Origin of the sequence: Pseudomonas sp. PS01298 (assembly GCF_029959745.1) — a bacterium.
GTDB classification, from domain to species: domain Bacteria; phylum Pseudomonadota; class Gammaproteobacteria; order Pseudomonadales; family Pseudomonadaceae; genus Aquipseudomonas; species Aquipseudomonas aylmerensis.
The window spans coordinates 21731-43118 of sequence record NZ_JASCPP010000032.1 but is presented as its reverse complement, the minus strand read 5'-3'; the positions used below and the strand labels follow the sequence as shown (position 1 = coordinate 43118).

Sequence of the window (21388 nt, the reverse complement as noted above, 5' to 3'; positions counted from 1 at the left end):
GACTGATGAAATCTTCACGCCGCCAACGCGGTTTCACCCTGCTGGAAATGCTCGCGGTGATCGTGCTGCTGGGCATCGTTGCAACCATTGTGGTACGCCAGGTCGGCGGCAATGTGGACAAGGGCAAATACGGCGCGGGCAAGGCGCAGCTGGCGAGCCTGAGCATGAAAATCGACAGCTACGCCCTGGATGTCGGCTCGCCGCCCAACAACCTGCAGCAGTTGGTGGACAAGCCCGGCAACGCGGCCAGTTGGGCCGGGCCATACGCCAAGCCGTCGGACCTCAAGGACCCGTTCGGCCACGCCTTCGGTTATCGCTTCCCCGGTGAACACGGCGCTTTCGACCTGATCTTCTACGGCCAGGACGGCCAACCGGGCGGCGACGGCTACAGCGCCGACCTGGGCAATTGGGAGTAACCCGGCGATGGCCCAGCGCGGCTTTACCCTGCTGGAGATGCTGGTGGTGATCCTGCTGCTGGGCGTCGCTGCCGGGCTGCTGGGGCTGGGGGTGCGCCAGGGGCTGCAGGCGGCGCAGGAGCGGCGGGTGGTCGGGCAACTGGTCGATGCGCTGCGCACCACGCGGGCCGGGGCGATTGTCGACGGCCAGGTAGCGCGCACGGCATTCGATTTGCCGGGCAGGACTTTCCAGGCACCGGGCCGTGCGCTGCAACACTGGCCGCCTGAGTTGCAGGTCAGTTTGCACACGGCAGAACAGGCGGGATCGGCCATCGAGTTTTACCCCGATGGCAGTTCCACCGGCGGCCATCTGGTGTTGGCCAACGGCAGTCGGCGTTGGCGCATTGATATCGGCTGGCTGACCGGCAGCGTCCAGTCCCGGGTGCTGCGATGAAACGCCAGGCAGGGTTCACCCTGCTCGAAATGCTCGCGGCGTTGACGCTGATGACGGTGTGCAGCACGGTGCTGCTGGTCGCGTTCGGCCAGAGCGCGCGCTCGTTGGCACACGTCGCCCGCAGCGATCGGCTCACCCACGTGGCGCTCACCGTGCTGGACCAGGAAGCGGCCGGGCGCCTGGTCGAAGGGCGCAGCCAGGGCGAACTGGATGGCATCCACTGGCAACTGACCCGTACCCGCCAGCAGCCGCAGCTGTTTCGCCTCGACCTGAGCGTGCGCGAAGGCCAGCACCAGGCGCACTTCAGCACCCTGAAGGCACGCCTGTGACGCGCCGCGAGCAGGGCTTCACCTTGCTGGAAATCCTTGTGGTCCTGAGTTTGCTCAGCGTGTTGCTGGTGCTGGTGGGTGGCGCATTGCTGGGCGCCAATCGCGCGGTGGCCAAGGCCCAGCGCTACACGGTCAGCCTGGATGAAAGGCGCGCCGCCCAGCAGTTCTTGCGCACGGCAATCAGCGAAGCGCTGCCCCTGGACGTGACCGAGGACGACAGCCAGGCCGATGGCTTTTTTGTCGGTACGCCCAAGCGCCTGCAGTTTGTGGCGACCTTGCCCGGTGTGCTTGGCGGCGGCATTCAACGCTTCACGGTGCAAAGGACCGGGCAGCAATTGCAGGTGGCGTTTTCGCGCTTGGAATCGGCCAGCACCGTCGCGCGTGATGAGCCGCAGGTGCTGCTCGACCACCTGCAAAGGCTGCAATTGAGCTATCGCGGGCTATCCCCGCTGGGCCAACCGACTGGTTGGATCGACACCTGGCCGTGGCCCCGGCGCCTGCCGGCGGCGGTGCGTATCGCCGCGCATGTCGACGGACCGGTGCCCTGGGTGACCCAGGTAATTGCCCTGCGCCTGAACCTGTCCAGCGGGAGCGTCGAGGAATGAGGCGCCAGCGCGGTGCCGCGCTGCTGCTGGTGCTGTGGGTGCTGGCCTTGCTCGCCGTGTTGCTCGGCGGCCTGGCCGGCTGGGTGCAACTGGAAAGCCGCCAGGCCCTGTGGCTGCGCCAGCACACCCAGACCGTACTGGCCGCCGAAGCCGGCATCGCCATGGCCATGGCTGATCGACACTGGATCGCCGATGGCCGCGACAGGGCCTTGAGTTTTGATGACGCGCAGGTGCAGGTGAACCTGCGCAGCGAGCGCGGCAAGCTCTACCTGATCAACGCCGAGGCGCAGGACCTCATGCACCTGGCCCTGGCCTGCGGCGCCAGTCCGGCCGAGGCCGGGCAGTGGGTCAAGGCGCTGGAGGCGCGACGCAACCAGGGCCTGGCGCCGTTTCGGGTGCTGGAAGAAGTGCGCCAGTTGCCCGGCATGACCCAGGCGCTGTACAGCCAACTGCTGCCCGAGATCACCTTGTGGAGCGACCTCGATCGCCCCGACCCGGCCTTCGCCAGTCCCTTGATGCGCCAGGCACTCAACCTGCCACATGCGGACGCCGAGGGCGCCGACCCGGGCGAAGTGCTGGTGGTCGACAGCCGCGCCCAGCGCCCCGGCGGCTATCAGGCCCGGCTGCAAGTCACGGTTTTATTGAGCCCATCGGAGGACAGCGCACAACCCTACCGGGTGCTGCGTTGGCAAGAATGAATCGACTCGAACCCATCGCCCGACACTGGCGTGGCAGCCTGCTGCAACAAGGCTGGCGCCTGTGGCTCGCGGAACTGCGTGGTTGCCTGCCGCGTTGGCTGGTGCTGCGCGAACCGCCGGAGCAGATCCACCCGTGGCCGCTGACGGCGCCGGTTGCCGTGGATAGCACGCGCCAGGTGCTGATGCTCGCGCCCGAGGCGGTGTTGCTGCAAACCGTGCAACTGCCGCTGGCAGCCGCGCGCAACCTCAACGCGGTGGTCGGCTATGAACTGGACCGCTACACGCCGTTCGAAGCCGAACAGCTGTACTTCGTCGTCCGCCAGGAACGGCGCACGTCCAGCCACCTTGAGGTGACATTGGTCGCCATCCTGCGCGAGCGCCTGGACCAGATCCTCATCGACTGCGCAGCGTTCGGCCTGCATCCCCATCGGGTGGACGTGGCCAACTTGGGCATCGACCTGCTTCCGGCGCCGCTGCGACCGCGTCAACGCCCGGTGGGCAAGGGCTTGCAACGCAGCCTGCCGTGGCTGTGCGGCGCCTTGCTGATTGCGGCTATGCTGCTGTGGCTCAACGACCGCCAACGCGTGCTCGACGCCATGCACGCCAGTGTCCAGCAGCAAAAAACCGAGGTCGCGCACGTGCATGCGCTGCGCCAGCAACTGCTCACCACGCGTGGTGCGGCGCAGTACCTGACCCGGCGCAAACTGGCGCAACCGCCCCTGGCTGCGCTGCTCAATGACTTGACCACCTGCCTGCCCGCCGACACTTGGCTCGACCAGCTGGATGTGAAGGACGGCGAGATTTCGTTCGCCGGGCAAAGCGCCAAGGCCAGCGCCCTGATTACCCGGATCAAGGGCTGCCACAGCCTCGAAAACGCCCAGTTCGAAGGGGTGATTCAACCCGATGCCCGCACCGGCAAGGACCAGTTTGCCTTGCGCGCGCATCTACGCCAGGAGGCCGCCGATGCGCCGACCCCTCACACCCCGTGAACGTCGCGGCGCGGCCTTGCTGTTGTTGGCCATGGTGGTCGGCGCGGCCTATTGGCTGCTGATCGACAGCTGGTTCGCCGGCCCCCTGCGCGCCATGGGCGAACAGGCCGAGCAACTGCGCGAGCAGCAGCAACGCTACGCCGGCGTGCTGCGCCAGGGCGATTCCCTGCGCCAGCAACTGGAGCAGGCCAGGCAGGACCCGGCCAGCAGCACCAGCCTGTTGCCCGGGGATGACCCCGACGTGGTCGCCGCCGACCTGATGCAGCGCCTCGCCGACCTGATCAACAGCCACGCCAACCTCGGTGGCGGCTGCAGCCTGACCCAGCGCCAGCCGATCACCCCGGAGCAGGACGACGGCGAGCCCTATCGCCAGGTCAAGGTCAGCCTCACCCTCAACTGCGCTATCGAGCCGCTCACGGCGATCCTGCACGAGCTGGAATACCAGCCGCCGTTCCTGTTCGTCGATGCACTGCGCGTGCGCCGTGCCCAGCAGGCCCCGGCCAGTGGCGGCGCGGGCCAACTGGTGGTGCACCTGCTGGTGCGCGGCTATCTGCAACCGCAGGGGGCGCGATGATCAGTGCCTTGCGCCCCCTCGAATGGGGACTGCTGGTCCTGGCTGCCGCCTTGGGCGTGTTGATGGCGGTGATCCTCAGCAGCATCGGCGATGAGCCGCAGTGGCTGCCCGAGCCCGCCGCGCGGGCCCATCCTTCGGCCAGGGTGCAGGTGGCGCCCAGCGTGCCGTTGGAAAGCCTCGCCGCCACCTGGCAGGCGCCGCTGTTCAGCCCCGATCGCAGCCCCGATCGCGTGGTCGGCAAGGCCCAGGTGTCGAGCCTGGCCAACCTGACCCTCAGCGGGATCATGATCACCGGCAACCTGCAAATGGCGATGCTCAAGCAGGCCGATGGCCGCGCGTTGACCGTGCGCCTGGGGCAGACCCTGCCCAACGGCTGGCGCCTGGAACACCTGACCCCGCAATACGCCCGTTTTGTGCTGGACGGCCGCACGCAAACCTTGAGCCTCTACGCCAGGCGCTTGCCGCCGCCGTCCTCCCGCCCACCGACTTCTCTTCCCCGCGAGCCCCTCCCTTGATCGATATGCGCACCTCAACGTTTTGCCTGGCCACCGCCATTGCCCTGGGTGGCTGTGGCGCCTTTCCCGATCGTCTCGAGCCGGACGACGATCTGCTCCACGAAGCCATGCAAGGCACCGGTTCGCAACGTCCGCCCAGCGCTCCGCCCGTGGCCGAAAACCCGCAAGCGGCCATCCCTGCGCCGCCGCAGCGCCAGTTGATTCGCGGCAACCAGCAGTTCGTGCGCCAGCCCGCCGCCACGGCGCAGGGGAAGGAGGAGGGCAGCGGCGATATCGTGTTCAACTTCCAGGACCAGCCCATCGAAGCGGTGATCAACAGCGTGATGGGCGACCTGCTGCATGAGAATTACACCATTGCCCAGGGCGTGAAGGGCAATGTCAGCTTTTCCACCTCCAAGCCGGTGGACAAACAGCAGGCGCTGTCGATCCTCGAAACCCTGCTGTCGTGGACCGACAACGCCATGATCCGCCAGGGCCAGCGCTACGTGATCCTGCCGGCCAACCAGGCCGTGGCGGGCAAGCTGGTGCCGCAAATGCCGGTGGCCAAGCCGTCCAGCGGCTTGTCGGCGCGGCTGTTTGCGTTGCGGTATATCTCGGCGACCGAGATGCAGAAACTGCTCAAGCCGTTCGCCCGGGAGAACGCATTCTTGCTGGTGGACCCGGCGCGCAACGTGCTGAGCCTGGCGGGCACCCCGGATGAACTGGCCAATTACCAGGACACCATCGACACCTTCGACGTGGACTGGCTCAAGGGCATGTCGGTGGGCGTATTCGGCCTGCAACGTGCTTCGGTGGCCGAGCTGATGCCCGAGCTGCAGAGCCTGTTCGGCCCGGACAGCGGCATGCCCCTGGCCGGCATGCTGCGGTTTTTGCCGATCGAGCGCACCAACTCGGTGGTGGCGATCTCTTCACAGCCGCAGTACCTCAGCGAAGTGGGCGACTGGATCCGCACCATCGATGAAGGCGGCGGCAACGAGCCGCAGATGTACGTCTACGATGTGCGCAACATGAAAGCCTCCGACCTGGCCAAATACTTGCGGCAGATCTACGGCAATGGCGCGATCAAGGACGACACCCCGGCCAGAGTCGCACCGGGCCTGCGCACCACCACCCTGTCATCGCTCAACAGCAGCGGCGGCGGCTTGCAGAACACTCCGCCACCGCCTGCCGATGAGCCCGAAGCCACCGAGGAAACGCCACCCGCCGCGCCGGATAAAAGCCTCGAGGCCGGCACCCGCATCACTGCACAACAAAGCAGTAACCAACTGCTGGTGCGCACCCGCCCGGCACAGTGGAAAGAGATCGAAGCCGCGATCAAGCGCCTCGACAACCCACCGCTGCAAGTGCAGATCGAGACCCGCATCCTCGAGGTTAAGCTCACCGGCGAGCTGGACCTCGGCGTGCAGTGGTACCTGGGGCGCCTGGCGGGCAATTCCGCCAGCACCACAGTGGCGAATGCGTCGGGCAGCCAAGGCGCCCTGGGCGGCGGCGGGGCAGGGCTGGGCGCGACGGATTCGCTGTTCTACTCCTTCGTCAGTTCCAACCTGCAAGTGGCCCTGCACGCCCTGGAAACCAACGGTCGCACCCAGGTGCTGTCGGCGCCGTCGCTGGTGGTGATGAACAACCAGCCGGCGCAGATCCAGGTCGGCGACAACATTCCCATCAGCCAGACCACGGTGAACACCGGTGATGCGGACACCACCTTGAGCAGCGTCGAATATGTACAGACCGGGGTGATCCTGGATGTGGTGCCGCGCATCAATCCGGGTGGCCTGGTGTATATGGATATTCAACAGCAGGTCAGCGACGCCGAGAACCCGGGTTCCAACAGCGACACGCCGGTGAACCCGCGCATCTCCACGCGCTCGGTGTCGACCCAGGTCGCGGTGCAGAGCGGGCAGACGGTATTGCTCGGTGGGTTGATCAAGCAGGACAACGCCGAGAGCGTCAGCGCGGTGCCGTACCTGGGGAAAATCCCCGGGTTGCGGTGGTTGTTCGGCAATACCAGCAAGTCCAAGGATCGCACCGAGTTGATAGTGTTGATCACGCCAAAGGTGATCACCAGCAATGGCCAGGCGCGGCAGGTGACAGATGATTATCGACAGCAGATGCAGCTGCTGCGGCCTTGAGGCCGATCGGTGTGGTCAACATGTAGGTGCTGGCAAGCCAGCTCCCACAGAAAAACCGGTCTGCTTTTGATCCTGCTTTTGATCCTGCTTTTGATCCTGCTTTTGATCCGGTTTTTGATCTTGATCCTCAGGCGCCCCATTAACCACGCTGGCCGAAAACAGGTGGTACGGAGCGGGTAAACCGGCAGGACGCCGGTTTAGCCGCGACGGGGCAGGGACGCCCCGTCGCGGCGGCCCGCTTCGGGCTGCCTGTTTTCGGGCACACCGAGCCTAGGCGAGGGGCCGAGTGGTTGGGCAAGAGCGTTTTGCTTACTTTTGCGCTTTTCAAAAGTGAGCCGCCGTAAGGGCGGAACCCATAGCCGCCGTTACCCAGATAACGGATATGCACCCTCACCCCGCACCAAACATAATCTCAAAAAGACATTACCAACAAGAATAAAACAATTCACAAATAATGAATTTAGAGAATATTAGCTTATGCCCAAATAGCATTATATTTTTGATATCCATTCCTTTATGTTGAATCCAACAGCCTACCCCTGACCTCGGATGGTACCCAGCGTAATTCAGATTCTGCCCGCCACAACCGGGTCACGCGCCCCGCGGCAGAATCGTTGGAAGGGAGTTCAACGTATGTTGCCAATTCAATCCCCACACCTGCCCCACACCTAGTTCCAATCGCCGCAACACCCCTTGAAAAACATCGAGCACCGCGCACGACCGCGTGATTGCCCGACCTCGCGATTTGGAAAGTCTGGAGTGGCTATGAAGCACGTTTTACAACCGACCGCCGTAGTGGCCCTGGCAATCCTGGCCGCTGCGGCCCAGGCCCAGGACGACAGCACCCTGTCTACCGTGGTGGTCACCGGTAATCGTGGCGCCGAACAGCGCACGGTCACCAGCAGCCCGGTGCCGATCGATGTGGTCAGCGCCAAGCAATTGCAGAGCACCGGCAAGCCCGGTCTGATGGAAGCCCTGAGCGCAGTGATCCCGTCGCTGACCCTGCCGGAAAAGACCGGCTGGGACGCCAGCGGCATTGCCCGCGCACCCAACCTGCGCGGCATGAGCGCCGCCGAAGTGCTGGTGCTGGTCAATGGCAAGCGCCGCCACACGGCCGCGACCTTGAATATCAACGGCATCAACACCGGCGCGGCGCCGGCCGACCTCGACCTGATCCCCATCAGCGCCATCGACCATGTGGAAGTGCTGCGCGACGGCGCCGCTGCCCAGTACGGCTCGGATGCCATCGCCGGGGTGATCAACGTGATCCTCAAGGCCGACACCAGCGGCACCTCGGTGACCAATGTCGGCCAGGGTTATGACGGCAAGAAGCAGACCGTGCAGCAAAGCCTCAACAAGGGCTTTGAAATCGGCAACGGCGGCATCGTGCAACTGGCGCTGGATGCACGCAGCCAGAACGATGACAACAAGGCCAGCGCCAACGGCTACACCTACGCCCAGGCCTATGAGCAGGCCGGGCGCTCCACCTACGGCGGCTACGGCACCCCCAAGACCAACCTGCTGACCCTGGGCTACAACGCCGAGTTGCCGATCGACGACAGCTTCAGCCTCTACTCCTTCACCACCTATTCGCGACGCAAGGCCGAGCAGGGCCAGAACTTCCGCCTGCCGACCATCACCAACACCATTACCACCGGACCCAACGGTTACCCTGGCGGATACACGCCGACCTGGTTTATCGACGAGGACGATTTCCAGGCCGCGTTGGGTGGCAAAGGCACGGTCGGCGAGTGGGACTGGGACTTATCCACCACTTACGGGCGCAACGACGCAGAGCAGGGCACCACGCATAACCAGAACCCGTCGCTGGGCGAGGCCACGCCGAACCACTTCACCTCCGGCACCTGGATTTCCACCGAACTCACCACCAACCTCGACTTCAAGCGCGGCTTCGACATCGGCCTGCAAAAGCCCCTGGACCTGAGTTACGGCTTCGAGCATCGACGTGACACCTATGAGGTCCAGGCCGGTGATTACGCGTCCTACGCCAACGGCGGCTACTGCGTGGCGCCGGGCAACTGTGCATCGTCCGGGGCGCAGGTCACCAACGGCATTTCGCCGGATGAAGAAAGCAGCGCCTCGCGCAACAGCCTGGCCAGCTATGTCGACGTCGGCTTCAACCCCGTGCCGGACTGGTACGTGGGCACTGCCTTTCGCTACGAACACTACAACCAGGGCGTGGGTGCGACCCGCAGCGGCAAGCTGACCACCCGCTATGACTTCACCCCGCAGTTCGCCGTGCGCGCCACCGTGAGCAATGGCTTCCGTGCACCGTCCCTGGCCAACAGCCTGTTCAGTGCGCGCTCGACCACGTACGGCGTGGTGAACGGGGTGTACCAGTCGATCAACTACGGCGTGCTGCCGGTCGGTTCGGCGGCGGCCAAGGCCCTCGGTGCCGAGGAACTCAAGCCCGAGCGCTCGACCAACTTCAGCCTCGGTTTCACCCTGACGCCCACCGATCGCCTGAACTTCACCGCCGACGCCTACGTGATCAACCTGCGTGACCGCATCACCCTCACCGGCACCTTGCTGGGCCCGGAAATCACCCAGGTACTGCAAGGCAACGGCATCACCTCCACGTCCGGCGGGCAGTACTTCATCAACGGTGCCGACACCCGCACCAAAGGTCTGGACCTGGTCGGCAACTACAGCCAGGACCTGGGCCAATACGGCGCGCTGAAGTGGACGGCGGCGTTCAACTGGAACCAGACCAAGATCCTCAACTACAAGGAGTCGACCACGATCCTGGGCACCGCCTATGACCTGATGGACCGCCAGGCGCGCAACCTGATCACCGGTGTGCAGCCCAGCACCAAGCTGATCCTGGGCGGCGACTGGAGCATCGACCGCTTCAACCTCAACCTGGCCCTGACCCGCTACGGCTCCTACAAGGAGGTCAACGTCTCCGATGACCGCAGCCTCGACCGGGTCTACAGCGCCAAATGGATCACCGACCTCGACCTTGGCTACAACCTCACCAAAGACCTCAACGTGGCCATCGGGGCCAAGAACCTGTTCGACGTCTACCCCAAGAAACAAGGCGTACCCAGCAGCACCATGGTCAGCAGCTACGGCACCTATTCGCCCTTCGGTTTTACCGGTGGCTACTACTACACCCGCTTGACCTATGCCTTCTAAGGCCGAGGAATAAACCATGCCCATCGTCGCCAAATCCTATGACCTGATTGATGAGGTCACCGACCAGCCGGTTCGCCAGAGCCGTGTCTCCACGCCGATCAAGGCCTTGCAGGTGGTGCCGGCCCGGCACCCCTGGCGTTGGGCAGGGTCGATCTTTGCCGCGCTGGTGCTGCTCGCCATCGTGCACTCCCTGGCCACCAACCCACGCTGGGAGTGGGGCGTGTTCGGGCAGTGGTTCTTCTCGCCGTCGGTGCTGCGCGGCCTCGGCCAGACGCTGTTGCTGACCCTGCTGAGCACCGTGTTCAGCATCATCCTCGGCACCGCGCTGGCGCTGGCGCGGCTGTCGGGGTCGCCGTTGCTAGCGGCCCTGGCCTGGGGCTATATCTGGTTTTTCCGCTCGATGCCGGCGCTGCTGGTGCTGATCATCCTCTACAACTTCGCCTACCTGTACGACCACATCGTGCTCGGCGTGCCATTCACCAGCGTGGTCTTCGCCGAGTGGTCTACGGTGGACGTGCTCAGCCAATTCACCGTGGCGGTGCTCGGCCTGAGCCTGATGCAGGCGGCCTATGCGGCCGAGATCATTCGCGGCGGCCTGATCGGCGTCGACGCCGGCCAGCATGAGGCCGCGGCGGCCCTGGGGCTGCCGGCTTCGCGGCGGATCTTCCGGATCATCCTGCCCCAGGCGCTGCGCTCGATCCTGCCGTCGGGTTTCAACGAAATCATCGGCCTGGTCAAGGGCACCTCGATTGTCTACGTGCTGGCCCTGCCGGAGCTGTTCTACACCGTGCAGGTTATCTACAACCGCACCCAGGCGGTGATCCCGCTGCTGATCGTCGCGACCGTCTGGTACCTGATCATCACCACCGTGCTCACCAGCGCGCAGTACTACGTCGAGCGCCACTTTGCACGGGGCACCGCGCGCGTGTTGCCGCCCACGCCGCTGCAACGCATACGCGGCTGGCTGAAGGAGAAAACCCATGGCTGAAGCACGCGCAGGGCGTATCCAGATCCAGGGCGTGGGCAAGCGCTTTGGCAACCAGCAGGTGCTCAAGGACATCGACCTGACCATCGATCCAGGCAAGGTCACGGTGATTCTCGGGCCTTCGGGCTCGGGCAAATCCACCTTGCTGCGCACCATCAACCACCTGGAGAAGATCGACAGCGGGCACATCACCATCGACGGTGAATACGTCGGCTACCGGCGCAAGGGTGACCTGCTCTATGAACTCAAGGAGCGCGAGATTCTCAAGCGGCGTATCGACGTCGGTTTCGTGTTCCAGAACTTCAATCTGTTCCCGCACCTCACCGCCTGGGAAAACATCGCCGAGGCGCCTTTGGCCCACAAGCGCTGGAGCAAGGCCGAGGCGCAGGCCAAGGCCAGTGAACTGCTGGCCAAGGTGGGCCTGGCCGACAAGGTCGACGCCTACCCGCGCCAGCTCTCCGGCGGCCAGCAACAGCGCGTCGCCATCGCCCGCGCCCTGGCGCTGGACCCCAAGGTGCTGCTGTTCGATGAACCGACCTCGGCCCTCGACCCGGAACTGGTGGGCGAGGTGCTCGACGTGATCAAGGGCCTGACCCAATTGGGCGTGACCCTGGTGATCGTCACCCACGAAATCGGCTTTGCCCGCGAAGTGGCCGATCACGTGGTGTTCCTCTGTGACGGGCAACTGATTGAAGAAGGCCCGCCCGAACAAATTTTCCGCCAACCCCGACATCCCCGCACCGTGGCCTTTCTCGGCAAGGTGCTTTAGTTCAAGGAGTGACTGCCCATGTTTATCACCACAGCCCGCGTGGCCCTGCTGGCGCTGGCCGTCAGCACCGCGCAAAGCGCCTTCGCCGTGCAACAGGTTGACCTCAGCCCTGACCGCGTGCGCATCCATGTGCCGCGCAATGAAGCGGCGATCGCGCAGATCCCGCCAGGCTTCAAGTTCGCCCAGCCGGGCAAGTTCACCGTCGCCGTGTCCGGTGTCGCCGGGCCGCCCCTGGCGCTGCTTGCCAGTGACGACAAGACCACCATCGGCAGCGAAGCCGATACCGCGCAACTGGTGGCCGACAGCCTCGGCCTGCAACTCAACGTGGTGCAGACCAGTTGGGAAGACTGGCCCCTGGGTGTCAGTTCGGGCAAATACGACGCGGTGATCAGCAACGTCACCGTGACCGAGGCGCGCAAGAAGCGCTTTGACTTCGCCACCTATCGCCAGGACGTGCTGGGCTTCTACGTGAAGAGCACCAGCAAGATCACTGAGATCAAACAGGCCGAGGACATTGCGGGGCTGAAGATCATCGTCGGCTCCGGCACCAACCAGGAAAAAGTCCTGCTGGCCTGGAACGACGCCAATGAAAAGGCCGGCCGCAAGCCTGCGCTGTTGCAGTACTTCGACGACCAGGCCGCCGCGCAACTGGCGGTGCAGTCCGGGCGCAGTGATGCGCTGTTCGGGCCGAACTCGGTGTACGCCTATTCCGCCGCGATCACCGGCGGCATCAAGCGCGTCGGCACCGTCAACGGTGGCTGGCCGTTGCAGGCGGATATCGCCGTGACCACGCGCAAGGACAATGGTCTGGTCAAGCCGATCCACACCGCGCTGGAAGGCGCGATTGCCGGCGGCCAATACGAGCAGGTGCTGCAACGCTGGGGCCTGGACGTGGAGCGGGTCGACAAGTCGCTGATCAACCCACCGGGCCTGCCGGATTAAGGAGGATTTGACATGGGACTGACACGACGTGAAGCGCTGTCCAGCATTGCTGCGGTCGGTGGCGAAAAAGCCGTCAAGGATGCGCTCGCGGTATTGGGCCTGGGGCCTTCATCCCACCGCCGCCCGCAACCGCTGAAACTCAAGGAAGGCCTGGGGCAGGGCACCCGCGTGCTGGTGCTCGGCGCCGGGATTGCCGGGCTGGTCACCGCCCTGGAATTGACCCGCGCCGGCTTCAGTGTGCAAGTGCTGGAGGCGCGTGAGCGGGTCGGCGGACGCACCTGGACCCTGCGCAACGGCGACCGCGTCGACTACAAGGACGGTCGCACACAGACTGTGGCATTCGATCAGGGCCTGTATTTCAACGCCGGCCCTGCGCGCATCCCCAGCCAGCACCGCACGATTCTCGACTACTGCAGCGAGCTGGGCGTGCCCCTCGAAGTGCTGGTCAACAGCAGCCATGGCGCTCAGGTGCGGCCGGATGTGAGCAAGCCGGCGTTCACCGTCGGCCAGGCGATCAACGATGCGCGCGGGCACCTGTCCGGGTTGCTGGCCAAGGCGGTGCAGCGCGATGCCCTCGATGATGTGTTGAGCAGTGAAGAACGCACGCGGTTGCTGGCGTTCCTGCAGGTGTATGGCGACCTGTCCCAGGAGCTGGCTTTCGAGGGCACGATTCGTTCCGGGCACCTGGAATCGCCCGCACATCCTGGTGCCTTGCCGGCCAGCCGTGGTCCGCTGGCGCTGGATCAACTGCTGCACCCGGAACTCTGGGGCGCTTTGTTGCACACCGAGTTCCCGGAATTCTCGGCGACCATGTTCCAGCCGGTCGGCGGCATGGACCGCATCACCGATGCGTTCTACGAGCGGGTCCGTGGACAGGTGCAACTGGGCGCGCAGGTGCGCCAGATCCGCCAGCTGGAAGACGGCGTGGCTGTCACCTACCACGACACCCCGAGTGGCCGTGAACAGGTGGTTCGCGCCGATTACCTGGTCTCGACCCTGCCGCTGCCGCTGCTGGCCAGGCTCGATACGGACTTCAGCGACCCGATCAAGGCCGCCTTGCTCAGCACCCGCAGCGACCAGGCCACCAAAGTCGCCTGGCAATCGCCGCGCTTCTGGGAGACCGACTATCGCACCTACGGCGGCTTGTCCTGGATCGAACACCCGGCGCGCCTGCTGTGGTACCCGAGCAACGACCTCAACACCCGCGAAGGCCTGCTGGTGGCGGGCTACGTGACCGGGGAGGGCGCCGCTGCCTTTGGCGCCCAGCCGTTCGACAAGCAGTACGCCACCTCCAAGGAAGCCGTGGAGCTGTTGCACCCGGGCTACTCGAAACACCTGCGCAACCCGCTGGCCGTGTCCTGGGAACAGATTCCCTACAGCGAAGGCCCGTGGCTACAACGCGAACACTTCCCAGCCGACGCCAGTGCCTTGCTCGAACAGGCGCATGGGCGCGTGTACTTCGCCGGCGATGGCCTGGTGCAAAGCGGCGTGGGCATCTGGCAGGAATCGGCGGCCAACTCGGCACGGCATGTGGTCGCGCAATTGGCCGAGCGCGTGACCCAACAAACCCACCTTGCGGCCCTGGCCGCCTCCTGAGGATCAACACCATGAGCGACAGCATTCAACGTACCAGCGTCGGCGATTTCCCGATCTCGCAGACCGTCACCGTGCCGGCCTCCGCCAGCCTGATCTTCGTCAGCGGCACCTTGCCGGACCTGCACGACGCCAATGCCCAGGCGGGCACGCCGGCGGCCTATGGCGATACCGAAGTGCAGACCGTGTCGGTGTTCAACAAGATCCGCAGGATTCTTCAGCAACACGACCTCGACCTGGGCGATATCGTGCAATTGCGCGTGTTCCTGGTCGGCGCCGAAGAGACGGCCGGCAAGCTCGATTTTGCCGGCTTGCAGCGTGGCTATACGCAGTTCTTCGGCACGCCCGAGCAGCCGCACAAACCCGCGCGCACGGCGTTGCAAGTGGTGGCGTTGCCACTGCCCGGTGCACTGGTGGAAGTCGAAGCCATCGCTGCCCGCACCGCTTGATGCCAACCAGGAGACCTCCCATGTCCACAGCACCGCGGCAACTCAAATTCGGCGCCATCCTCACCGGCGTCGGCACCGCGCAAAACGAATGGCTGCACCCGCAGATCCCAGGCGATGCCAGTGTCGATATCGACTGGTACCGTGCCCAGGCGCGGCAGGCGGAAGCGGCCAAGTTCGACCTGGTCTTCATCGTCGACAGCCCCTACATCACCGCGGATTCGGCGCCGCATTTTCTCAACCGCCTGGAGCCGCTGACCCTGCTCTCGGCCATCGCCGGAGCGACCTCGAAGATCGGCCTGGTGGCGACGTTGACCACCTCCTATACCGAACCTTTCAACGTCGCGCGGCAGTTCGCCTCGCTGGACCTGATCAGCGGCGGGCGTGCCGGCTGGAACGTGGTCACCACGGGCCTTGAAGGCGCGGCTGGCAACTTTGGCCGTGAACAGCATATCGACCATACCGAGCGCTACCGCCGCGCGGCCGAACACCTGGAGGTGGTGCAAGGCCTGTGGGATTCCTACGAGGACGACGCCTTCGTGCGCGACAAAGCCAGCAAGGTCTTTCTGGACCCGCAGCGCCAGCATCGTCTCGACCACCATGGCGAGTTTTTCTCGGTGACCGGGCCGTTGAATATCCAGCGTTCGGCGCAGGGTCAGCCGGTGATTTTCCAGGCGGGCATCTCCGAGTCCGGGCGCAGCCTGGCGGCCAATTATGCCGAGGGGATTTTTGCCGGCGTGGGTAACTTCGAGGACGCCCAGGCCTACTACAGCGACATCAAGCGACGCACCGCAGCGGCGGGGCGCAACCCTGACCACGTGACCATCCTGCCGGGCATTTCACCGATCATTGCCGACACCGACGAAGAGGCCCAGGCCATCGACCGCGCGCGCAATGGCGAGTTGGACCTGGACAAGGCGCTGGTACAACTGGGGCGGCCGTTCAACTACCACGACTTCAGCCAGTACCCGCTCGACGAACCTTTTCCGGAACTGGGCGACCTGGGCAGCAACGGCTATCGCGGGCATGCCGAGAATATCAAGCAGGTAGCCCGCGACCAGAAGCTGACCCTGCGCCAGGCGGCGCTGCGTTTTGCCAAGCCGTTTTCGAGTTTCGTCGGCTCGCCGAAGACCGTGGCGGACGAGATCGAGCGCTGGTTTGTGGAGGGCGCGGTGGATGGTTTCAACATCCACGTGGGCGCGCCGGATGACTTTGCGCGGTTTACCGACCAGGTGTTGCCGCTGTTGCGTGAGCGTGGGTTGTTTCGCCATGAGTACAGCCACGACACTTTGCGTGGGCACCTGGGCTTGCCGGTGCCGGTGAATCGCCACACGGCGGCGCGGGTGGGGGGGACGGATGAGGTTTTGAGGGTTGTTGGGGCTTAGAGTGTGTGGGGATCCGTTGTTGGGTAATGGCTGCAATCGGTTCCGCCCTTACGGCGGGTCACTTTTGGAAAAGAGCCCCAAAAGTAACCAAAAGGGCTCTTGCCCCAACACTCGGCACCTCGCCTAGGCTCGGTGTGCCCGCACGCAGGCTTGAATCCGTGGGCCGCCGCAATGGGCCATCCCTGGCCCAGTGCGGCTAACCCGGCGTCCTGCCGGGTTACCCACGGATTCAAACCTGCGTGCGGCCAGCGTGTTTAATGGGGCGCCTCAGATCAAGATCAAAAGCGGCTCGCTTCGCATCGTGGGTACGCTTTTTGCTCTTTGTAAGAGCCGGCTTGCCGGCGAAAAAATGTGAGTGCGCCGCGTGCATCCTGATTCTTCCGCGTCATCGTTAACGACCATCGCAGGCAAGCCAGCTCCCACATTTGATCTCTATACACCCGGGGGCCTGAGCCATACCTCAATTCCTGTGGGAGCAGGCAGCCAGCTCCTACACATTTCCGCTCTTGATCTAACCACTCAGGCCGGCTGCCAGGCCGCCGTGCTTTTGCTTTTGATCTTGATCTTGATCTGGGCGCCCCATTAAACACGCTGGCCGGAATTCGATATTGATTTGGGGGGTAAACCGGCAGGGATGCCGGTTTAGCCGCCCCGCGCCATGGATGGCGCGTGGCGGCGGCCCCCCAAATCAATGTCGGATTACGGGCACACCGAGCCTAGGCGAGGTGCCGAGTGTTGGGGCAAGAGCCCTTTTGGTTACTTTTGGGGCTTTTCCAAAAGTGACCCGCTGTAAGAGCGGAACCATAGTCGACCATCACCCAAATAACGGATATGCCCCCGATCCCCCCATCCCTCAAAACCCCAAAAAATGCAATTAACTGATCATCACCAACCAGCATATTAAAAAAAGCTGATTATTAGCATATGACTACAAAGCCTTTTACAGACGTTTCTTAGACGAATACCTTTCAACCCAGCGACAACACACTCGACCCGACCCCTCGCATGGTGGAGGTGAGCACCGACGATACCCACCTGCGAGGGCCCCCCTGATCATGACGACCTGACCACACTTCCCGCCGCCACACCGTCCTTGCGTTTTCACTGCCGGCCCTGCCGAGCCACGAATTCGCTCGCCTATAAAAACTGCCTGATCAGGGGTTGCCTGTATGAGTCATTCCACACTGTTCCCACAAACCATCTACACCTTGCCCTACGACAATAATCGCCTGGCGCTGGGCGCCGTACCCACCCATGGCGACCCGCTGCAAGAGCGCCTGCACCGCAAGCAACGCCTGGCCGCCGCCTACCGCCTGTTCGGCCGCCTGGGTTTCGAGGTAGGCGTGGCGGGACATTTCACCGCCCGCGACCCGGTCCATCCCGAGCAGTACTGGATCAACCCGCTGGGCGTGCCGTTCTCGCAGATCACCGTGTCGCACTTGTTGCGCGTCGATGGCAATGGCCAGGTGGTGGAAGGCGAGGGCCTGCTGAATACCAGCGCCCTGGAACTGCACCACGACCTGCAACAGGCGCGCCCGGACGTAGTCGGCATTGCGCACTTTCATGGTTTTCATGGCCGCGTCTGGTCGTCGTTGGGCCAGCTGTTCGAGCCGATCACCGCCGAGTCCGGCGCCTTCCTCAATGACCAGGTGATCTTCCCGCGTCACGCCCTGCGCACCGCCAGTGGCGCGCTGGAGCAGGACCGCAACATCGTCAGCCAGGCGTTCGTCGAGACCTTCGCCGAGAACAACCTGCTGGTGTGGCAGAACCATGGCCTGTGGGTCACCGGCGCGACGGTGGAAAGCGCCGCCTGGCGGTTCATCCTCGCCGAAGACACCGCCCGCGTGCACCTGGCCGCGCGGTCGGCCGGGCAGCCGCTGGTGCCGCCGGTGGACGCCTTGGAGGACGGCATCGACAAGGCCCGCCACGAGTTCTTCGCCTGGCTCAACTTCCTGCCGCTGTGGGACCAGATCCGCACCGAAGAACCCGACCTGCTCGACTGAGGCACCTGCCATGCACACCCTGACTCGTCGGCAATTACTGTTGGCTGGCGGCACCCTCGCGGCTGGCGCGCTGCTGGGCGCCCAGGCCGCCGAACCCTTGCGCGTGTGGCGCTACAAGGGCACCGCCGCGTCGTTTCTGGCTGACGCCGGCCAGGCCGACACGCCGTACCCGGTGGAATGGGTGGATGTCAGCGGCGGCAACCTGGTACTCGAAGCCCTGAGCAGCGGCCACCTGGACTACGCGTTCATGAGCGAGATCCCGCCGATCTTCGCCTCGATCGCCAAGGTGCCGATTGCACTGGTGGCCCAGTACGCAGGCGACCGCAACGACACGAGTCTGGTGGTGAAAAAAGGCGCTGGCATCCGCACGGTCCAGGACCTCAAGGGCAAGACCATCAGCTACGTACGGGCCACCAACACTCACTACTTTGTGCTGAACATGCTCGCGCAGAACGGCCTGTCCCTGGCCGATGTGACGGCGGTACCGCTGCCGATGCAGGACGCGCTCACCGCGTTTCGCAACGGCCATGTGGATGCCATCGCCACCGGCGGCATCAGCGCGCTGCAAGCCACCAGCCAGATGGACGGCGAACTGCTGGCGGACGTCAGCCGCTACTACTCCGGCAACTACGTGATTGCGACCACGCAACAGGTATTGGCCAACCCTCAACGCCGCAGCCAGGTAGGCGATTTCTTGCGGCGTGAGCAAGCCACCTGGGCCTGGGTCAACGCCTATCCCGAACGCTGGGCCGAGCGCAGTGAAGCGCTGACCGGCATTGATCGTGCCCTGTACCTGCGCCAGCTCCAGCAGCGCAGCCGGCCGGGCCGCCTGCAAGGCATCGATGCCGACGCCATGGCCTCCCAGCAGCAGGTGGCCGACCTGTTTTATGCCAACCATTTGATCAGCCAGAGCGTCGATGCACGAGCGCTGTGGCGTGACGACTTCAACCCTATTCTGAACAGTTGACCTGCCATGAAACCCATTGCCTACCGTTCCACCCTGCAACTCGCTCCCTTGATATTCGCCGGCTTTTCCATGCTGCCAGCCTACGCCGCCACCAGCGATGACACGCTCGACACGGTGATCGTCACCGGCTCGCGCGGCAGCGAGGCGCGCACCGTCACCAGCAGTCCGTCGCCGATCGATGTGATCAGCGCCCAGCAACTGGAGAAAACCGGTTCCAGCAGCCTGCGGACCGCCTTGCAGAAAACCCTGCCGTCGTTTTCCCAGCGGCCTTCGGGCACGTCCAACGACAGCATCGCGCGGCCCTACAGCCTGCGCGGCCTCAACGGCTCCAACGTGCTGGTGCTGGTCAACGGCAAGCGCCGCCACAACAGCGCGGTGATCAACCTCGACTCCACGGCGGCCTACGGCACCAACCCGGTGGACCTGGACATGATCCCGGTCAGCGCCATCGACCATATCGAGGTGCTGCGCGACGGCGCCTCGGCGCAGTACGGCTCGGACGCGATTGCCGGGGTGATCAACATCATCCTCAAGCAGAACGACAACGGTGGCTCGGTCAGCACCTCCTATGGCGAGTACACCAAGGGCGACGGCGGCACGATTCGCCAGACCCTGAACAACGGTTTCGCGCTGCCCAACGACGGCTTTTTCAACCTGTCGCTGGACGCCAAGTCCCAGCAGACCGCCGTGCGTGCCCGCGATGCGACGGGCGCGTTCTACTACCCGCAGGCCAACGGCTCACCGGACCCGCGCGAGGCCAACGACAAGGACGTGCAGAAAAACGGCCTGCCGAAAATCAAGGCGATCAACGTCGCCTACAACGCCGAACTGCCCCTGGACGACGTGACCCTGTACTCGTTCTCGACCCTCAGCCAGCGCGACGCGCGGGGCGGGCAGAACTACCGGCGGCCCAACTCCACCAACATCATCCCCTCGATTTACCCCGACGGTACGGCGCCGTTCTACACCCTGCGCGAAACCGACTACCAGGTCGCGGCCGGCGGCAAGGGCAAGATCGCCGAGTGGAACTGGGACTTGAGTTCGACCTTTGGCCGCGACAAGGGCGTGGCCGGCGCCGACGAGACCCTCAACGCCTCGCTCGGCCCGTCGAGCCCCACGCACTTCACCACCTACACCAACTATTTTGACCAGTGGACCAACAACCTCGACCTGACCCGCGCCTTCGACATCGGCCTGAGCAAGCCGCTGCAAGTCTCGGCCGGCCTCGAGCATCGGCATGAGCGCTACAAGACCGAGTCGGGCGACCCGCTGTCGTACATCAACGGCGGCTATGTCTACCCCAGCGGTCCGCTGGCCGGGCAACCCGGCGCGGTGGGCGCCCAGGGCGCAATCACCCTGACCCCGGATGACGAAGGCCAGGCCAGTCGCAACAGCTACGCCAGCTACCTGGATGTGGGCCTCAACCCCACCGAGAAACTCTATGTGGGCGTGGCCGGGCGCTTCGAGCATTACGACGACAGCTCAGGCAACACCAGCAGCGGCAAGCTCTCGTTGCGTTATGACTTCACCCCTGAATTCGCCTTGCGCGGCACCCTCAGCAACGGTTTTCGCGCGCCGTCGCTGTCGCAGTCGGTGTATGCGCAGACCGCCAACCAATACACCACCGTCAATGGCGTGGCGCAGTTCGTCGAGGCCAAGTCGGTGCGGGTCGATTCGCCACTGGCCCAGGCGCTTGGCGCAGAGGATCTGAAGCCGGAGAAGTCGCGCAATATCAGCCTCGGCTTCGCCTACAAGCCGGTGCCCGAGGCGAATATCACTGTGGACGCCTATCAGATCGAGATCAGCGACCGCATCGCCCAGACGGGTTTCCTCTACGGCAGCGGCGTCGACCAGATTCTGCAGGCCAACGGCTTCCGCCCTGGCTACCGGGTCAAGTACTTCACCAACGCCGCCGACACCACCACGCGCGGCATCGACCTGGTCACCGACTACCGCGTCGATTACGGCGCCCTCGGCACCGTCAAATATGGCGTGGCGGCCAACTACAACAAGACCACGATCGACAGCATTAAGTCGACGCCCGCCGCACTCACCGCCGTCGGCAGCAACCTGGCGCTGTTCGACCGCGTTGCCCAGGGATACCTGACCGTGGCCAACCCCAAGACCAAGCTGATCCTCAGCGCCAACTGGAAGGTCGACAAGTTTGACATCAACGCCGGCCTGACTCGCTACGACAAGGTCATCGCCCGCGACACCAACCCGGCCTATGACGTGACCTACGGCGCCAAGTGGCTCACCGACCTGGAGGTGGCCTACAACCTCACCAAGGACCTGAACCTGGCGGTGGGCGCCAACAACCTGCTCAACGTCAAGGCCGACAACAACGCGTTCCCCCAAGGCGATATCAACGGGTTCCCCAAGTTCGGCAGCATCTCGCCGTTCGATCCCTACGGTGCGTTCTGGTACACCCGCGCGACCTACACCTTCTGA

The 21388-nt window shown here is 64.4% G+C and carries 19 protein-coding genes; all 19 read left to right on the top strand.

The genetic code is table 11. The annotated features are described in order from the left end of the window. Positions 1-5: 5 nt before the first annotated feature. Complete coding sequence (gspG, locus tag QMX97_RS13820) at positions 6-416, top strand: type II secretion system major pseudopilin GspG (protein ID WP_106803214.1); 411 nt, start codon at positions 6-8, stop codon at positions 414-416. 7 nt (positions 417-423) lie between these two features. Next, positions 424-849 (top strand): prepilin-type N-terminal cleavage/methylation domain-containing protein, encoded by a 426-nt coding sequence (locus tag QMX97_RS13815; RefSeq protein WP_282397082.1) that lies wholly within the window; start codon positions 424-426, stop codon positions 847-849. Continuing rightward, on the top strand, positions 846-1178 hold the full coding sequence (locus QMX97_RS13810; RefSeq protein ID WP_282397081.1) for a prepilin-type N-terminal cleavage/methylation domain-containing protein: 333 nt from the start codon (positions 846-848) through the stop codon (positions 1176-1178). The genes QMX97_RS13815 and QMX97_RS13810 overlap by 4 nt, the downstream gene beginning before the upstream one ends. Then, entirely contained in the window at positions 1175-1783 is a 609-nt protein-coding gene (locus QMX97_RS13805) for a prepilin-type N-terminal cleavage/methylation domain-containing protein (RefSeq protein ID WP_282397080.1), read from the top strand. The genes QMX97_RS13810 and QMX97_RS13805 overlap by 4 nt, the downstream gene beginning before the upstream one ends. Next, on the top strand, positions 1780-2481 hold the full coding sequence (locus QMX97_RS13800) for a general secretion pathway protein GspK (protein ID WP_120449158.1): 702 nt from the start codon (positions 1780-1782) through the stop codon (positions 2479-2481). Before QMX97_RS13805 ends, QMX97_RS13800 begins: the two co-directional genes overlap by 4 nt. Continuing rightward, positions 2478-3470 (top strand): PilN domain-containing protein, encoded by a 993-nt coding sequence (locus QMX97_RS13795; RefSeq protein WP_282397079.1) that lies wholly within the window; start codon positions 2478-2480, stop codon positions 3468-3470. Before QMX97_RS13800 ends, QMX97_RS13795 begins: the two co-directional genes overlap by 4 nt. Continuing rightward, on the top strand, positions 3445-4044 hold the full coding sequence (gspM, locus tag QMX97_RS13790; RefSeq protein ID WP_106803220.1) for a type II secretion system protein GspM: 600 nt from the start codon (positions 3445-3447) through the stop codon (positions 4042-4044). Before QMX97_RS13795 ends, gspM begins: the two co-directional genes overlap by 26 nt. Continuing rightward, entirely contained in the window at positions 4041-4559 is a 519-nt protein-coding gene (locus tag QMX97_RS13785) for a general secretion pathway protein GspN (protein ID WP_065903562.1), read from the top strand. The genes gspM and QMX97_RS13785 overlap by 4 nt, the downstream gene beginning before the upstream one ends. Before the next feature lie 5 nt (positions 4560-4564). Then, on the top strand, positions 4565-6688 hold the full coding sequence (gene gspD, locus QMX97_RS13780; RefSeq protein WP_282397078.1) for a type II secretion system secretin GspD: 2124 nt from the start codon (positions 4565-4567) through the stop codon (positions 6686-6688). Between the two features lie 765 nt (positions 6689-7453). Beyond that, complete coding sequence (locus QMX97_RS13775; protein ID WP_065903555.1) at positions 7454-9847, top strand: TonB-dependent receptor; 2394 nt, start codon at positions 7454-7456, stop codon at positions 9845-9847. Between the two features lie 16 nt (positions 9848-9863). Beyond that, positions 9864-10835, top strand: coding sequence for an amino acid ABC transporter permease (locus QMX97_RS13770; protein WP_065903553.1), 972 nt, complete (start codon positions 9864-9866; stop codon positions 10833-10835). Then, a complete protein-coding gene (locus tag QMX97_RS13765) occupies positions 10828-11601 on the top strand; it encodes an amino acid ABC transporter ATP-binding protein (RefSeq protein WP_065903551.1) in 774 nt (257 codons plus the stop codon). The genes QMX97_RS13770 and QMX97_RS13765 overlap by 8 nt, the downstream gene beginning before the upstream one ends. A gap of 18 nt (positions 11602-11619) precedes the next feature. After that, entirely contained in the window at positions 11620-12543 is a 924-nt protein-coding gene (locus QMX97_RS13760; protein WP_065903548.1) for an ABC transporter substrate-binding protein, read from the top strand. A gap of 12 nt (positions 12544-12555) precedes the next feature. Then, positions 12556-14139, top strand: a complete 1584-nt coding sequence (locus QMX97_RS13755) for an FAD-dependent oxidoreductase (protein ID WP_065903546.1) — start codon at positions 12556-12558, stop codon at positions 14137-14139. Between the two features lie 11 nt (positions 14140-14150). Further along, positions 14151-14585, top strand: coding sequence for a RidA family protein (locus tag QMX97_RS13750; RefSeq protein WP_106803223.1), 435 nt, complete (start codon positions 14151-14153; stop codon positions 14583-14585). Between the two features lie 20 nt (positions 14586-14605). Then, positions 14606-15967: an LLM class flavin-dependent oxidoreductase gene (locus QMX97_RS13745; RefSeq protein WP_282397077.1), complete on the top strand. Its 1362-nt coding sequence runs from the start codon at positions 14606-14608 to the stop codon at positions 15965-15967. Positions 15968-17136: 1169 nt separating this feature from the next. Next, positions 17137-17970, top strand: coding sequence for a class II aldolase/adducin family protein (locus QMX97_RS13740; protein WP_282397076.1), 834 nt, complete (start codon positions 17137-17139; stop codon positions 17968-17970). A gap of 10 nt (positions 17971-17980) precedes the next feature. After that, positions 17981-18937, top strand: a complete 957-nt coding sequence (locus QMX97_RS13735; RefSeq protein WP_282397075.1) for an ABC transporter substrate-binding protein — start codon at positions 17981-17983, stop codon at positions 18935-18937. Positions 18938-18943: 6 nt separating this feature from the next. Beyond that, entirely contained in the window at positions 18944-21388 is a 2445-nt protein-coding gene (locus QMX97_RS13730; RefSeq protein WP_282397074.1) for a TonB-dependent receptor, read from the top strand.